The sequence below is a fragment of the Paenibacillus sp. genome (assembly GCF_031177825.1).
GTDB lineage: Bacteria > Bacillota > Bacilli > Paenibacillales > YIM-B00363 > Paenibacillus_AE.
Genome location: NZ_JAPSKE010000013.1, coordinates 53,487 through 68,751, shown reverse-complemented (window position 1 = coordinate 68,751; position 15,265 = coordinate 53,487). Strand labels below are relative to the sequence as shown.

Below are 15,265 nucleotides of genomic sequence, written 5' to 3'. Positions count from 1 at the left end.
CCGCGAGCCCCGCTTGCGGCGGGCTTATGCTTTTTCTTCTTGCCGGTCTTCAAAGCCGAAGGTTCATTCGCCGCTGAAGCATCGCAAGCTCCGTCATCCATCGCTTCGACCGCTCCTCGTAGTCCGACATGCTTCGTTCGTCCTTGCGCGCCTTCGCCTCCGCGTACCTTGTCAACGCCAAGTCGATGCAGCCTAACAAAGTTTCCTTGCGGAGCGACAGCTCGAACCTCGGATCGTCGGCCGCGGTCGACGTGTACGCTTTCCCTTCCTTATAGATCGTAACGACGAGAATGCCCTTGCGGAACGTGTGCTTCTCGCCGCTTAAGCCGGATGCTGCGATGCACGCATCCATCATCTCCACAATGGCGGGGTCGGCGGGAGCGAGTCTCCAATCGTACAGCTGCAGCCGATATTTCGCGCCTAAGCGCTGCAAAGTAAGCGCGTACCGGTCGAACCGGCCTCGGATCGTATAAGAGAGCGCGTTCGGCCCGAACGTTCGGTCCACGATATATTGTTCGTCCAACGCGGAGAGGTACCGTTCGAATTGTTGAATCGTAAGCTCCCCGGATATGTTGCGGTACATGACGACCTCCATGCGACATCAACTCCTCCGTTTTTACTATCTTTGTATTAGCTTCGTACCGAGAAGGTGATTGCCGGTTTTGGGAGGAACGGTTCGAGGCGAAGGCGTCTGTCGGAGGAAACCGCCGGGGAAGAACGGGAAGAGCGGACTTTGTTCCGTTCTGATAACAACTCGCCGTTCCGAGCGAGAGAAGCGTCCGGATCGTTGCCGGCGCCGGCGTCGGATGATGCAGGAATGAGATTTTCCGTTTCGAAAAAATGGGCGCGCATAGCCTTCCCTTGCCGGCCCGAACTTTTGCGGTAGTAACCGTTTATGTTAGAATTCGGACGACGAACGACAATACCTTGATCGTAGAACGGTGGTTCCGAAATCGATGACGAAGAGACTCTATTACGACACCGCCTACTTGACGGAGTGGGGGACGCACCTCTCGAAGACGCTGCGGCGAGAAGACGGGTGGTACGTCGCGCTCGCGGAGAGCGCCTTCTATCCGCACGGCGGAGGGCAGCCCTGCGACTACGGGACGATCGACGGCATTCCCGTCTTGGACGTCATAAGCGAGGAAGACGAAGTGCTGCACAAGGTGGAGCGCCTGCCCGAAGGGGCTGCGGTCCTGTGCCGCATCGATTGGCGGCGCCGGTTCGACCATATGCAGCAGCATAGCGGCCAACATCTGTTGTCGGCGGTGTGCTTGCGGCTGTACGGCGCGATGACGGTAAGCTTCCACCTGGGCGCGGACAGCGCGACGATCGACGTCGAACTGCCGGAGCTGTCGCCGGAGCGATTGGCGGCGTTGGAGCGGGAGGCGAACGACGTCGTCTTCCAAAATCGAGCGATCGCCAGCTACGTCGTGTCCGGAGAAGCGGCGTCCCGGCTGCCGCTCGTCAAGCCGCCGAAGGTGACGGGAGACGTCCGGATCGTGGAAATCGAAGGCGTGGAATACAACGCTTGCGGCGGCACGCATGTATCGGCGACGGGCGGCATCGGGCTGATCAAGCTGCTTCGCGCCGAGAAGCAGAAGGGCTGCACGCGCATTACGTTCAAGTGCGGCTTCCGCGCATTGGAGGAATTCAACGCCGGCGCGGCCATCTTAGGCCGCCTGTCCGCGACATTCAACGCCGGGAAGGACGCCATTCTCGATCGCTTCGCGAAGTGGGAGGAAGAGCAGCGGCAGCTTCAGAAGGAGCTGGCCGAGCTGAAGGAGAAGCATGACGCGTACGTCGCCCGCGAGCTGCTGGAACGGCGGGACGACGGCGTGATCGCGGTCGCGTTCGAGGACAAGCCGCTGAAGGATTTGCAGGGCTTGGCGGGCAAGGTCGCGGCGATGACCGACGTGCCGGTGCTGCTTGCGGATCGGGCCGGGAGCAAGGTCGTGCTCGCGCACGGCGGACGGTTCGGTCTTGCGTGCGGCGCCTTCGTCAAGGAGCATGCGGGGGCGTACCGCGGCAAAGGCGGGGGCAGCGCCACGTTGGCGCAGGCCGGATTCGGGAGCTGGGACGAGGCGGCGGCGTTCTTCGCGTTCGCGAAGCGGACGTTCAAAGCGTAAGGGAAAAAGGCATGGCGCATCCGGGGATGCGCCATGCCTTTTTTTCGTGCGTTGCGGCGGGTGCGCGCGCGACTTACAACTTAACCCATGCCACGAGTCCGTCGGGCTGATCGGGGTTAGTGCCCTTGCGCTCGGCGGCGACCAGGGCGGCGATCTGCGGGATGAAGATGAACGGGATGCCCTGCGCGGCGACGTCGAGCGGGCTCTCGGTCACGATCGAGAGATCCGTCAGCTCCGCCGGCGCCGCCTCGGCGCGATCGGCGAACGCGATGACGCGGGCGCCGCGGCCCTTCAGATCGCGCAGCAGATTGTGCTGATGCGTCGTGCCGCTGCCCGTTACCGCCGCGATGACGAGCGTCTCCGCGTCGACGGTGACCATCGGGCCGTGCCGGACGTCGAGCAGGCGGTGCGAATGCGCCTGCATCTTGGCGATCTCGGTCAAAGCGATCGCTCCCTCCGAAGCGAGGCCGTACAGCTCGCCGTCGGCGAGGACGACGGCGTTCGTCCATTCGAAGCCGGCCGCTTGGCGGATGTCCTGTTCGAAGCGCGCCATATATGCTTCGCCTTGGCCGATCGCCTTCCCGATGTCGGCGATCAGCGCCTCGTCGTCGCCGAGGTAGGCGGCGATCAACAAGTTCGCGACGTACAGATTCACGACCGTTCGCGTCTGACAGACGCTGTGGTCGAACGCCCACGGAAGCTCGAGCGAGAAGTCCGCAACACCTGCGAGCGGCGAGCCTTCGACGCAGGAGAGCGCCAAGACGGGAACCTTGCGATCCTTCCGGACGAGGCGCAGCGCCTCCACGACTTCGCTCGTGCTGCCGGAGCGCGAAGGAGCGACGAGCAGCGCGTTCGCGAGCAGCGGCGCGTACGCGTCCGCGTTCAGCATCAGGTCGCCGCCGGCGAGCGCGATCGACGGCAGCCCGGCGCGGAGACGGACGGAGAAGGCGGCCGACTCGCTCAGGCAGTAGCTGGAGCCGCAGCCGGCGAAGACGAAGGAAGAGACGGCGGAAGCGCGAACGAAGGAGACGATGGCGTCCCGCTTGCTCTGCATATAATCGAAGGTTTGCTGCAGCGCGGCGTATTGCTGTTTAATTTCCTGGTAAGTCAAACTCATGAATCAGGTACCTCCCCTATGAAAATGAGATCCAACCAATCATTCCTACCTCTCATTCTAATCATTAATATTGAAAAATCAATCAAAATAATGATTGAAAAATTCATTTTCCAAAATTATTATTAAGTACATGAGGAGTTCATCGGGCGAGGGGAGGGTCAACGATGAAATATGCAGCCGGCGTCGACGTCGGAGGGACGAATGTCGTGTGCGGTCTGATCGAGGAGACGGGACGGGTCGTCGCGAGGCATAAATACGCTACCGCTCCGGAGAACGGATCGGCCGCCGTGCTCGAGGGCATCGGCGCCGCGATCGAACGGTTGCGAGAGGAAGCGGGGATCGCCGCGGACGATTTGGAAGCGATCGGGCTCGGCATCCCCGGATTGTCGGATCCGGAGCGGGGCGTCAGCGTTCGCGCCGTCAACTTGCATTGGAGCCAAGTTCCGGTAGCCGCCGAGATGCGTCGGAGGCTGGGCAAGCCCGCGTACATCGACAACGACGTGCGCATGTATGCATACGGCGAGGCGCTCGCCGGCGCGGGACGAGGCGCTCGCTATGTGCTCGGCGTTACGATCGGCACCGGCCTTGCGTCGGCGTTCGTTCAGAACGGCGAGCTCCTCTACGGCCATCGCTGCATGGCCGGGGAGATCGGGCATGTGCCGATCGAGCATTTCGAATCGATTCCTTGCAATTGCGGACGGACCGGGTGCCTCGAGACAGTCGTCTCCGCGACGGGGATCGCGCGGCAGGCGCGGACGCGGATCGAGCGGGGCGAGCGCAGCTCGCTCGCCGAACGGTTTCCGGACTTGTCGAGGCTGCGGTCGGTCGACGTGACGGAGGCGTGCCTCGCCGGCGATGCGCTCGCGAAGGACGTGTTGGACCGGACGGGGCGGGCGCTCGGCGCCGCTCTTGCGTGGGCGGTGCCGCTGCTGTCGCCGGACGCGATCGTGATCGGCGGCGGCGGCGCGCTCGCCGGCGATGCGCTGTTCGTTCCGATGAAGCAGGAGCTGGAGTCGCGATTGCTTCAGGACTATAAAGACCAGTTTGCGATTAAGAGCGCCGAGCTGCACGACGACGCCGGGTTGATCGGGAGCGCCTTATGGGCGCTCGCCCGCAACCGGAAAGCACTTCATACCTAGGAGGAACCTATCATGCCCCTTATTTCTTCGACCTCGATGCTGCAAGCCGCAAGACAACGGAAGTACGCCGTCGGCGCGTTCAACGTGCATACCCTCGAGATGCTGCAAGCCGTCGTAGAGGCCGCCGAGGAGACGCGTTCGCCGCTCATCATTCAATCCACGGTCGGTACCGTGAAGCATCTCGGACCGGACTACATCGCCGCCGCGGCGCGCGTCGCCGCCGATCGCACCGGGCTGCCGATCGCGCTGCATCTGGACCATTGCACGGACTTCGACTTGATCGTGAAGTGCATCCGGGCCGGATACACGTCGGTCATGATCGACGCGTCCATGCATCCGTACGAGGAGAACGTGGCGCGTACGCGCAAAGTGATGGAAGTCGCCGAAGCGGCCGGCGTGAACGTGGAAGCGGAGCTCGGCAAGGTCGGCGGCGTCGAGGACGACATCGTCGTCGACGAGCGGGACGCGCTGCTGGCCGATCCGAACGAGTGCAAGTCGTTCATCGAGCGGACGGGCGTGCACACGCTGGCTCCGGCGATCGGCACGGCGCACGGCATCTACAAGGGCGAGCCGAACATCGACTTCGATCGGATCGCGAAGATCGCCGACCTCGTCGAAGCGCCGCTCGTGCTTCACGGCGGCTCCGGCATTCCCGCGGAGCAGGTGAAGCGCGCGGTATCGCTCGGCATGGCGAAGATGAACGTCGCGACCGAGCTGCGCATCGCCTTCTCCGACGCGATCAAGGACATCTTCGCCGCGCATCCGGACGAGAACGATCCGCGCAAATACATGGTGCCGGCGAAGGCGGCGGTGAAGCGTCTCGCCATCGAGAAGATGCAGTTGTGCGGTTGCGTCGGGAAGGCGTAATCGCCGATGATCACGACCGTCACGCTGAACAGCGCTATCGATAAGACGTATTACGTCGGACGCTTCGACAAGGGGAACGTGCACCGCGTCGGCCGGCAGATCGCCGAACCCGGCGGCAAGGGCAATAACGTAGCCAAGGTCGCTCGACTGTTGGGGGCCGAGGTCGCCGCTTCCGGCTTCGCGGCCGGGGCGAACGGCGCTTTCATCGAGGAGCGGCTGGTCGAACGCGGCATCCGGACCGCCTTCGTCCAGGCGCAGGGGGAATCCCGCATCTGCTTGAACATTATCGACGAGACCGACGGGAGCTCCACCGAGCTGCTGGAACAAGGCCCCGTCGCGACCGAGGCGGACGTCGCCGAATTGAAGCGGACGCTGCATGGGCTCGCGTCGTCGTCGAGCATCGTCGTCCTGTCGGGCAGCTTGCCGCAAGGCGTTCCCGTCGCGCTCTACGCCGAGCTGATCGAGACGATCCGGGCGGCGAACGCGAAGGCGTACCTGGATACGAGCGGCGCCGCTCTCGCCGCCGCGCTGCAGGCGAAGCCCGACTTCGTCAAGCCGAACGAACAAGAATTGGCCGCCTGGCTCGGCCGGGAGCTTCGCTCCGAAGACGAGGTCGCGCAAGCGGCTTCGAGTTTGGCGGACCTTGGCATCGGAACCGTCTGCGTCACGCTGGGCGGGCGCGGGGCGATCGCCTTCCTCGACGGGAAGGGCTACCGGGTGAAGCCGCCGAAGATCGAAGCGGTGAACACGGTCGGCTGCGGCGATTCGTTCGTCGCCGGGATGGCGTACGCGACGGAGCGAGGCGCCTCGCCCGAGGGGCGGCTGCGCGCGGCCGCCGCGGCCGCCGCGGCGAACGCGATGTCGGATCGGGCCGGGCATCTCGAGTTGCGGCGATACGAGGAGTATCTGAACGAGGTCGAAGTGACCGCGTTCCGTTGACGGAAGGCCGGGCGCGGCTTCGAGCTCCTTTTCAACCTAGCCGCCGCTTGTTAGAATATGGAGAGACGCGGGCCGGCTCGGCCCATCGAAGGAGAAGCGCATGGAGCATTCGAAGGGCGAAAGCCGCCGATTAAAGCTGTTGGAGCGAATTAAACAGAACGGCAAAGTGTCCATCCAAGAAATCGTCGACGAGATGGGATGCTCGGAAGCGACGGCGAGACGCGACCTGGACTTGCTCGAGAAGGCGGGGAAGATCATCCGCACGATCGGGGGAGCCGTCAGCGAAGGCGCTTCGTCGGCGCTCTCCGGGGAGCTTCCGTTCGCCAACAAGCGCTCCTTCCTCCGGCAGGAGAAGGAGCGCATCGCGGACACCGCGGCCGGCTTGGTCGAGGAAGGGGACGTCATCTGCCTGACGGGCGGGACGACCACCTTCTTCATCGCCAAGGCGCTGAAGGAGCTGAAGGAACGCCGGAACCTTACCGTCGTCACCAACGCGGTCAACATCGCCGCCGAGCTGGCGGATGCGGAAGATATTCAGGTCGTCGTCATCGGCGGCGTCATGCGGTCGAAGAGCTACGAGCTGACCGGGCCGTTGGCCGAGAGCGTCATCGAGAAGCTGAACGTCGCGAAGATGTTCCTCGGGGTCGACGGCGTCTCGCTTACGCACGGGTTCACGATGCACTCGGAGCTGGAGGCGCGCATCGCGCAGCGGTTGATCGAACGGTCGGCGCAAGTATACGCGGTGCTGGATCACAGCAAGCTGCAGCGGACGGCGCTGTTCACGATCACCGCGCTGGATCGGGTGACGGGCATCGTCACCGACCGGAAGCCGGAGAAGTGGTTCGAGGACGCATGCGAGAAACATCGAATCCGAATTCATTACTGAACGCGCGGGGCCTTCCTCCGGTAGTTTCCTCTACCGCGAAGGCCCCTTCTTTGGCGTTAAAGAACTAGAGAGAGATCGGGAGGAATGGAGAGAATGAAACCATTGAAGACGGCGGTGATCGGGCTCGGCCGAATCGGCTGGTCCTATCACTGTCCGCAGCTTACGAAGCATGAGGGGTACGCGCTTACCGCGGTCATGGACCGTTCTCCGGAACGTCTGGACGAAGCGGAGCGGGCGTACGGCATTAGAACGTATCAAGACTTCGATCGGCTGTTGGAGTCGGAAGCGATTGACCTGGCGGTGATCGCTTCGCCGACGATCTTTCATAAGGAGCAGGCGATTCGCGCCATGGAACGCGGCGTAGACGTGCTGCTGGAGAAGCCGATGGCAGGCAGCCTGGAGGAAGTGGATGCGATCCTCGAGGCGATGGAGAAGCACGGCAGGAAGTTGATGGTGTTCCAACCGCATCGAACGTACGCCGAATTTCTCGCGGCGAAGAGCATCGTCGACGGCGGCAAGCTGGGGCGGGTCTTTATGATGAAGAGAGCCTCCTCCGGGTATGTCCGCAGGAACGACTGGCAGTCGATGAAGAAATACGGCGGCGGCATGCTGAACAATTACGGCGCCCACTTCATCGATCAGTTGCTCTGTCTGGCCGGCTCCGAGGCGAAGCGAATTTCTTGCGGCATGAAGCGAATCGCGACGCTCGGCGACGCGGAGGACGTCGTCAAGCTCGTCATCGAGACGGGGAACGACGTCACGCTCGATCTGGACATCAACATGGCCGCGGCCGTACCGCTGCCGCCGTGGACGATTCTCGGGCAGTACGGCAGCGCGAACCTGGAATACACGGAGCAGGGCGCTCGGTTCGTCGTTCGGTACGTCAAGCCGGAGGAGCTGCCGAATCTGAGCGTTCATCAGGAGTTGGCCGCTCCCGGGCGCACGTACGATAACGGGGATCGCCTCGTCTGGCATGAGGAGAGCGTTCGCGTCGACGAGTTTCCGCCGTTAAACTTCTACGAGCAGTGCTTCGATTACTTCGCGCGTGGGGGGCCGTCCTTCGTGGCGGTCGAGCAAACCCGGGAAGTGATGAGAATCATCGAGGAGTGCAGAAAGCAGAACGAAAGAGTCGAATCGCCGGCGCTGGCTTAATCATCAAATCCCATACTGTCGCGAAGAGAGCATTCGGGTCCGAAGGACCGTCGAACGCTCTCTTCGTCGTTCCGCCGGTTCCGCGGAGAGGGGGACATCTGCTAGAATAAGGGCTTAGATCCGGGGGGATGAATATGGAATGAAGAATTTGTATAAAACGTTCTTTCAGAAAAAACTGTACGTCAAAATCATCGGCCTGTTTTCCGTCATGACCGTTCTGAGCGTCATCACACTGTTCTACATGTTATCCGCGGTGATGTCCGAATCGATCACGCGAGTCGAGCTGGACAATCAGGAAGAGGCGATGGAGCTGGTCGACGACGTCATTCGCGCGAAAACCGAGCAGGCGCAGTCGTTGATGCTGTCGATCTATCGCAACGATCCGTTGTACTCCGACTTTTCCGCTTTCCTCACAAGCTCGTACGAAGACTATATTCAAAAACGGCTCAATCGCGCCCATCAATATCCGGGGTTCGACTTCCCCAACGCGACGAGGTATTTCAAAGATTTCATCGACGACAACCGGGATGTGCGGCATGCGATCATATACAGCGGAGAGACGCAAGCTTTATATGCGCTCGGGCATAGCGGGAACCTGAAGCGCGTGGAAGTCAACGCGTCGCGATCCTATATTCCCGAATTCATGGCGTCCGACGTGCCGCTCGTCTCCGTTCCGAACGTCTGGGTACGCAAGGCGATCGGGGAATTCGACCCGAACTTATTCGCGGTCAGCGTCCCGATCACGCAAGTGCGGACGTTCCGGCCGATCGGCAAGCTGGTCCTGCTGTACGATACGGAAGCGATCCGGAGAGCGGCGGGGGAGAAGGCGGAGGCGAAGGGGAGCATCGGCGTCGTCGCGGCGGACGGGAAGTTGCTGTATCGATCGCCGGAGACGCCGAAAGACGTGACGTTCGCCCTGCAGCCGGATGCCGATGCCGAAGCGAATTATTATATTACGACGTTAGCGAACCCCGCGGGCGGATATACGGTCGTAAGCGCCGTCTCGAAGGCGCTGATCGCAGAGGAGTCCCAAGGCGTCCGAGTCGGCTTAGCGATCGTCGGCCTGGCCTGCATCGGAATCGCGATCGCGGTGTCCTCCTGGTTCATCGTGAGGCTCTCCAAGCGGACCAACCGCATCATCGGCTTCATGCGGCGGGCGGAAACCGGCGACATGGCGGTCCGAATTCCGGACGAGAAGGATGACGAGCTGGGTCAAATTTCAAGGTCGTTCAATCAGATGTTGGACGAGCTGTCCAAATATATCGACCGCGTGTATAAAGCGGAGATCAAGCAGAAGAACGCGGAGATGGCGGCCCTGCAGGCGAGGGTCAATCCGCATTTTCTCTATAATACCTTGGAAGTGATACGCATGAGGGCCGTCTCCCAAGGCGCCAAAGACGTCGGGGAGATGATTTACAGTATGTCGTCCTTGTTCCGAAATTTCGTGAAGCCGAAGCCGAGGCATACGCTGCGGGACGAGCTGGGGAATTGCCGGCTGTATCTGGAGCTGTTCCGGATTCGATACAAGGACAAGTTCCGGTACGAGATCGACTGCGAGCCGGAGCTGAGAGAGATGGAGATGATCAGCACGTCGCTCCTTCCCATCGTGGAAAATTATATCGTGCACGGCCTGCGGACCGAAGCGGCGGATAACGTCGTCTCGATCCAAGCCGTTCGGGATGAGGACGACATCCGATTCGTGTGCGCCGACAACGGCGCGGGGATCGAGCCGGATCGCCTCGAACGGATTCGCGCGACGTTGAACGACCCGGACATGGAAGCGGAATCGTTCGGACTGCGCAGCGTGCTGGAGCGGCTGATATTGTTCTACGGCAACCGCGCGCGACTCGAGGTCGACAGCGCGCCGGGGGTCGGCACGACGGTCACGGCTTGGATTCCGATACAAGGAGAACATGACGATCATGTATAAAGTGTTTCTTGCGGACGACGAACCTTTCATTATCGAAGGGTTGTACGACATTCTGGATTGGACGGAGCTCGGGCTCGAAATCGTCGGCAGCGCCGGGAACGGGAGAGAAGCGGCGGCGGCGCTGCGGACGGCGCCGGCGGACATTCTGATTACGGATATTTCCATGCCCTTCATGAACGGATTGGAGTTGATTCGCGACATTCGCGGCGTTCGGCCCGAGATCCGGGTCATCGTGTTAAGCGGCTATAACGAATTCGAATACCTGAAGGAAGGTCTCGTGCTGGGCATTGAAAATTATCTATTGAAGCCGATCAACGTGGACGAGCTGCAGGCGACGCTGCGCAATACGGTCGAGAAGCTGGATCGGGAGCAGGAGCTGCCCAAGCTGCAGACGAGCGATATCGGCATTTTGAAGGAAAATATTATGTACCGTTGGGTGACGGGCGGCATCTCGGAGGCGGAATTGGCCGAACGCGCGGAGCTGCTGCAGATCGATATCGGCCGCGCCTGCTTCTTCGTCGCCCTTCTTCGAACGGACGGCGATCCGGAGGCGCTCTACCGGACGGCTGCGGAGCTGCTGCCGCCGGATGCGTCGGCGGTTCCGTTCCACGATCTGAACGGCGACGTCGTCGCCCTGTTCATGACGGACGATGCGAAGGAAGGGAAACGGGAGGCGCTCGAACGGCTGCAACGGCTGCAGCGCCGAATGGAAGAGTACGGGGGATGCCGGATCGCGATCGGAAGCGTAGAGCGCGACGTCGGAGACGTGCGCAGCAGCTACGCGAACGCCCAGAAGGCCCAAGAGTACTTCTTGCTTTACGATCGCCGCGAGATGCTCGATTACGCATCGCTCCCGATCGGCGGCGACCCGGCGCCGAGCGGCCTGCCCTCGGAGATGAACTACGAGAAGCTGATTTTCGCCAAGGACGAAGAGAAGCTGATGCAGCGGATCGAAGCGGATTTCGAAAGCTTCCAACAGCTCGAAGGGATGACCCCGGGATATTTGCAAAGCCTTGCGGTGGAGATGATCATTCAACTCCAGAGACCCTTCCGCGCCGGGCAGCACGGCGCGCCTCCGCCGTGGTACAGCGAGGGAATCAAGAAAGCGGCCGCCGCGGCGTCCAAGGAACAGCTGCTCGGCATCGTGAAAGAGGCGGCGCGCCGCATGATGGAGTCGCTTCGCAAGGACGGCCGGAGTCCGATCGTACAGCAAGTCCTAAAGCATATTCACGAGTCTTATGCGGAATCCTTATCGTTGAAGTCGATGGGGCAGCGCTACCATGTCCATCCCGTGTATTTAGGCCAGTTGTTTCTGCGGGAAACCGAGGTGACGTTTTCCGAATACGTGAACCGTTATCGGATCGAACAGTCGAAGCGGCTGCTGAAGGAAACGAACGAGAAGGTGCAGGAGGTCGCCCAGTCGGTCGGGTATTGGGAGATCGGTTACTTCTATAAACAATTCAAAAAATACGTCGGGTTATCCCCGACGGAGTACAGGGAACTGTCGTAATGTACGCAGTTTCCTTTAATTTATCCAGCGAATCTTTAGTTTGATTCCTATTTGAAAATGCTTTCATGATTTAGTGTTAAGAGGTAAGCAACACATAAGAATCCATGCGATGCAAAAGGGAGAGAGAAAGAGATGGCAATGAAGAAGAAGCGTTTAGGGACGACGGTCGCTTCGCTGCTCGTAACGGCGCTTGCGTTAACCGCTTGCGGCGGCGGCGGAAGCGCATCCCAAGGAACGGCGGAACAACCGGTAGAATTGCTTTGGTACACGATCGGCACTCCGCAGAAGGATACGGATCGCGTCATGGAAGAAGTCAGCAAGTACACGAAAGAAAAGATCGGCGCAACGGTGAAGATGACCCAAATCGATTGGGGCGACTATACGCAAAAGCTGCAGGTCATGGCGGCGGCGGGCGAGCCGATGGATATCGTATTCACTTCGTCTTGGGCGTTCGATTATGTGCAAAACGCGCGGAAGGGCGCCTTCCTGCCGATCGACGACCTGTTGAAGGAACACGGACAAGGGATCGTCGAGACGTTGGACCCGGCCTTCCTGGAAGGCTCGAAGGTGGACGGCAAAAACTACGGGATCCCGGCGAACAAGGAGCTCCCGGCGCAAGAGGTATGGCGCTTCAACAAGCAATATTTGGACAAGTATAACCTCGACTACACAAACGTCTATTCGCTTGAAAGCTTGGAGCCGCTGCTGAAGACGATCAAAGAAAACGAACCGTCGGTAACGCCGCTCTCCCTCGACAAGAACCACAAACCGTATGTCCCTTACGACTACGTGATCGAAGGGCTGCCGATGGCGGTGGCGCTGGACACGACGGATTACAAAATCGTAAACCTGTTGGAGACGCCGGAGATGAAGCAGGCGCTCGAGACGATGCACAAGTACTACAAGGCAGGGTATATTCCGGCGGAAGCCGCGACGATGACGTCCGCGACGGATATCCAAACGGCCGGCACGTGGCTCGTCGATCGCGCGACGACGCAGCCTTTCGCGGACAATCTGTGGACGGAAAGCTTGGGATACCCGATCGTATCCACGCCGGCCAGCGAATCGATCATCTATAACTGGTCGGTCATGGGCTCCATGCAGGCGATCTCGGCGAATTCCGAGTATCCGGAGAAGGCGATGCAGTTCCTGAACCTGCTGAACACGGACTCGTATCTTCGCAACCTGGTGGATTCCGGCATCGAGGGCGTTCACTACGAGAAAGTCAGCGACAACGTGATGAACAACTTGGACGCGTCCAAAAACTACGACATGCCGACGTTCTCGTTGGGCAACGTCATGCTTACGTATTTGAACCCGACCGATCCGGAAAACAAATGGGAAGAGTTCCAAAAGTTTAACGATGCCGGCAAACCGGCTCCGCTGCTCGGCTTCAACTTCGATACGTCGAACGTCAGCACGGAAATCGCGACCGTCCAGAACGTGAAGGAAGAGTTCTGGTCCGCTCTGATGACGGGTACGGTCGATCCGAACGAATTTACGCCGAAGGCGATCGAGAAATTCAAGGCCGCGGGTCTCGACAAGATCATCGAGGAAGCGCAGCGCCAATTGGACGAATGGCGCGCCGCGAATCAATAAGGAACAGCGCGAGGGCGGGGGCGAATGTGAAGCGCATTCGCCCTCTCCGTTTCGCCGGATTTCGCGGATACAGCCGGAACGAGGAGGGTGAACGATGAGTGCCGTCAGGCGATTATTCAAGGATTTGAACGCAAATAAAGCGATGCTGTTGATGGTGCTGCCTGCAACGGTATGGTTTTTGATTTTTTCTTATTTGCCGATGGCCGGATTGGTTATCGCATTTAAGGAATACCGTTATTCCAGAGACGGATTTCTTGCCAGCATCCTTAACAGCGCTTGGGTAGGGTTCGAAAATTTCAAGTTTTTATTCAGCACGAACGATGCGTGGATCATTACCCGGAACACGGTGTTTTATAACGTGGTCTTTATTATCCTCGGATTGTTATTGGCGGTGGCGATGGCGATCGTGTTATCGGAAATCGTCAACAAAAAATTCGCGAAAGTATACCAGACCGGCATGTTTTTGCCCCACTTCTTGTCTTGGGTCATCGTCGGTTACTTCGTATTCAGTTTCCTTAGCTTCGACCGGGGCGTCTTGAATCAGCTCATGGAAGCGCTCGGTCTCGAACGGATGCAGTGGTATGCGGACCCCGAGCCCTGGCCTTTCATCATCGTGTTCGTCAACCTATGGAAATCGGTAGGATACAGCAGCGTGATTTATTTGGCGGCCATCACCGGCTTCGACAAGTCGCTGTACGAAGCGGCCATGATCGACGGGGCCAATAAGTGGCAGCAAATCCGAAGGATTACGATCCCCTTGCTTATTCCGCTCATGACGATTATGACGCTGCTCAACATCGGCAGGATCTTCTACGCCGACTTCGGGCTGTTCTTCCAAGTGCCGAGAGATTCCGGGGCGTTGTATTCCGTTACGAACGTTATCGATACGTATGTATATAGAGGCTTGACCACGACAGGCGAAATCGGCATGAGCACGGCCGCAGGCTTCTACCAGTCGATCATCGGCTTCCTCTTGGTCATTACGTCTAACTATATCGTCCGCAAAATCAATAAAGATAATGCGCTGTTTTAACTTTCAATGCCGAAGGGGGGCAGGAATCAGATGCTGGCCGTAACCAAGAAAAACCGCGACTTCCACCGGATCTCTCCCGTGGGGAATGCCATCTTCCACGCGATCGCCGGATTGTTCACTTTCGCGTGCGTATTCCCCTTCGTGTTCGTCATCATTATTTCCTTCACGGACGAGAGCACGTTGGCTAGGAACGGATACTCGCTGTTTCCGGAGAAATGGAGTTTGGAAGCGTACCGCTACATTTTGTTGACCGGGGAACAGCTGTTCAGATCTTACGGAGTGACGATCTTCGTGACCGTCGTAGGCACGATCGTCAGCATGGCGTTCATCGCCTTGTTCGCGTACGCGATTTCGAGGAAGAGCTTTAAATATCGAAACTTCTTTTCGTTCTTGGCTTTCTTTACGATGCTGTTCAACGGCGGCCTGGTGCCGACCTACATCGTCGTCACGCAGCTGTTGGACTTGAAGGATACGGTGTGGGCGCTCATCCTTCCGATGGCGGTTAACGCCTTTTATATCATGATCATGCGTACGTTTTTCGTGACGTCGGTGCCGGATGCGATTATCGAGTCCGGGAAAATCGACGGCGCGAGCGAGTTCCGCATCTTCACCAGTCTGGTGCTGCCGTTGTCGCTCCCGGGCTTGGCCACGATCGGGTTGTTCAGCACGCTGGGGTACTGGAACGATTGGTTCAACGCTTTGTTGTACATCGACGATCCGGGCTTAGTGCCGCTGCAGTCGATGCTGATGCGCATCGAGAACAGCATGTCCTTCTTGCTGCAGAACACGTCCAACGCATCGATCAACGCCGGACTTCTCCAATCGCTGCCGCAGGATACGTCTCGGATGGCGATGGTGGTGCTGGCGACCGGACCGATCGTGCTCGCTTACCCGTTCTTCCAACGGTATTTCATTCAAGGCTTGACGATCGGCGCGGTGAAAGAATAATTTTCCCTGGAGGAAC

13 protein-coding genes are annotated in these 15,265 nt (G+C 59.6%); 11 read left to right on the top strand and 2 right to left on the bottom strand.

Annotated elements, in window-relative coordinates:
• Positions 1-49 precede the first annotated feature (49 nt).
• Entirely contained in the window at positions 50-595 is a 546-nt protein-coding gene (locus RIN49_RS16125) for a hypothetical protein (protein WP_309121195.1), read from the bottom strand.
• 361 nt (positions 596-956) lie between these two features.
• On the opposite strand from RIN49_RS16125, the gene RIN49_RS16120 reads away from it, so the two are divergent.
• On the top strand, positions 957-2,129 hold the full coding sequence (locus tag RIN49_RS16120) for an alanyl-tRNA editing protein (RefSeq protein WP_309121194.1): 1,173 nt from the start codon (positions 957-959) through the stop codon (positions 2,127-2,129).
• A gap of 73 nt (positions 2,130-2,202) precedes the next feature.
• Here the strand turns inward: RIN49_RS16120 and RIN49_RS16115 are convergent, their stop codons facing one another.
• Positions 2,203-3,246 (bottom strand): SIS domain-containing protein, encoded by a 1,044-nt coding sequence (locus RIN49_RS16115; RefSeq protein ID WP_309121193.1) that lies wholly within the window; start codon positions 3,244-3,246, stop codon positions 2,203-2,205.
• A 164-nt stretch (positions 3,247-3,410) separates the two neighbouring features.
• Between RIN49_RS16115 and RIN49_RS16110 the strand changes: the two genes are divergently transcribed.
• From RIN49_RS16110 to RIN49_RS16065, 10 genes are all read left to right on the top strand, one after another.
• The gene (locus tag RIN49_RS16110; RefSeq protein WP_309121192.1) at positions 3,411-4,385 is read left to right on the top strand and encodes an ROK family protein; all 975 of its coding nucleotides are present in this window, start codon (positions 3,411-3,413) and stop codon (positions 4,383-4,385) included.
• Between the two features lie 12 nt (positions 4,386-4,397).
• Positions 4,398-5,252 carry a class II fructose-1,6-bisphosphate aldolase gene (gene fba / locus RIN49_RS16105; RefSeq protein WP_309121191.1) on the top strand — a complete coding sequence of 285 codons (855 nt, stop codon included), beginning with the start codon at positions 4,398-4,400 and terminating at the stop codon, positions 5,250-5,252.
• Positions 5,253-5,258: 6 nt separating this feature from the next.
• On the top strand, positions 5,259-6,191 hold the full coding sequence (pfkB, locus tag RIN49_RS16100) for a 1-phosphofructokinase (protein ID WP_309121190.1): 933 nt from the start codon (positions 5,259-5,261) through the stop codon (positions 6,189-6,191).
• Positions 6,192-6,291: 100 nt separating this feature from the next.
• Positions 6,292-7,077: a DeoR/GlpR family DNA-binding transcription regulator gene (locus RIN49_RS16095; protein WP_309121189.1), complete on the top strand. Its 786-nt coding sequence runs from the start codon at positions 6,292-6,294 to the stop codon at positions 7,075-7,077.
• Between the two features lie 93 nt (positions 7,078-7,170).
• On the top strand, positions 7,171-8,229 hold the full coding sequence (locus tag RIN49_RS16090; RefSeq protein WP_309121188.1) for a Gfo/Idh/MocA family protein: 1,059 nt from the start codon (positions 7,171-7,173) through the stop codon (positions 8,227-8,229).
• 139 nt (positions 8,230-8,368) lie between these two features.
• Positions 8,369-10,159 (top strand): sensor histidine kinase, encoded by a 1,791-nt coding sequence (locus RIN49_RS16085; protein WP_309121187.1) that lies wholly within the window; start codon positions 8,369-8,371, stop codon positions 10,157-10,159.
• Complete coding sequence (locus RIN49_RS16080; protein WP_309121186.1) at positions 10,152-11,669, top strand: response regulator; 1,518 nt, start codon at positions 10,152-10,154, stop codon at positions 11,667-11,669. The genes RIN49_RS16085 and RIN49_RS16080 overlap by 8 nt, the downstream gene beginning before the upstream one ends.
• 132 nt (positions 11,670-11,801) lie before the next feature.
• Complete coding sequence (locus RIN49_RS16075; protein ID WP_309121185.1) at positions 11,802-13,268, top strand: ABC transporter substrate-binding protein; 1,467 nt, start codon at positions 11,802-11,804, stop codon at positions 13,266-13,268.
• 94 nt (positions 13,269-13,362) lie between these two features.
• Positions 13,363-14,301 carry an ABC transporter permease gene (locus RIN49_RS16070; RefSeq protein WP_309121184.1) on the top strand — a complete coding sequence of 313 codons (939 nt, stop codon included), beginning with the start codon at positions 13,363-13,365 and terminating at the stop codon, positions 14,299-14,301.
• A gap of 30 nt (positions 14,302-14,331) precedes the next feature.
• A complete protein-coding gene (locus RIN49_RS16065) occupies positions 14,332-15,249 on the top strand; it encodes a carbohydrate ABC transporter permease (RefSeq protein ID WP_309121183.1) in 918 nt (305 codons plus the stop codon).
• Positions 15,250-15,265 lie beyond the last annotated feature (16 nt).

Excerpts from the sequence above, each read along its gene's own strand:
- RIN49_RS16095 (WP_309121189.1), top strand. The coding sequence starts at position 6,292 with ATGGAGCATTCGAAGGGCGAAAGCCGCCGATTAAAGCTGTTGGAGCGA.
- RIN49_RS16125 (WP_309121195.1), bottom strand. The coding sequence starts at position 595 with ATGGAGGTCGTCATGTACCGCAACATATCCGGGGAGCTTACGATTCAA.
- pfkB (WP_309121190.1), top strand. The coding sequence starts at position 5,259 with ATGATCACGACCGTCACGCTGAACAGCGCTATCGATAAGACGTATTAC.
- RIN49_RS16110 (WP_309121192.1), top strand. The coding sequence starts at position 3,411 with ATGAAATATGCAGCCGGCGTCGACGTCGGAGGGACGAATGTCGTGTGC.
- RIN49_RS16090 (WP_309121188.1), top strand. The coding sequence starts at position 7,171 with ATGAAACCATTGAAGACGGCGGTGATCGGGCTCGGCCGAATCGGCTGG.
- RIN49_RS16085 (WP_309121187.1), top strand. The coding sequence starts at position 8,369 with ATGAAGAATTTGTATAAAACGTTCTTTCAGAAAAAACTGTACGTCAAA.
- RIN49_RS16070 (WP_309121184.1), top strand. The coding sequence starts at position 13,363 with ATGAGTGCCGTCAGGCGATTATTCAAGGATTTGAACGCAAATAAAGCG.
- RIN49_RS16120 (WP_309121194.1), top strand. The coding sequence starts at position 957 with ATGACGAAGAGACTCTATTACGACACCGCCTACTTGACGGAGTGGGGG.
- RIN49_RS16115 (WP_309121193.1), bottom strand. The coding sequence starts at position 3,246 with ATGAGTTTGACTTACCAGGAAATTAAACAGCAATACGCCGCGCTGCAG.
- fba (WP_309121191.1), top strand. The coding sequence starts at position 4,398 with ATGCCCCTTATTTCTTCGACCTCGATGCTGCAAGCCGCAAGACAACGG.
- RIN49_RS16075 (WP_309121185.1), top strand. The coding sequence starts at position 11,802 with ATGGCAATGAAGAAGAAGCGTTTAGGGACGACGGTCGCTTCGCTGCTC.
- RIN49_RS16080 (WP_309121186.1), top strand. The coding sequence starts at position 10,152 with ATGTATAAAGTGTTTCTTGCGGACGACGAACCTTTCATTATCGAAGGG.
- RIN49_RS16065 (WP_309121183.1), top strand. The coding sequence starts at position 14,332 with ATGCTGGCCGTAACCAAGAAAAACCGCGACTTCCACCGGATCTCTCCC.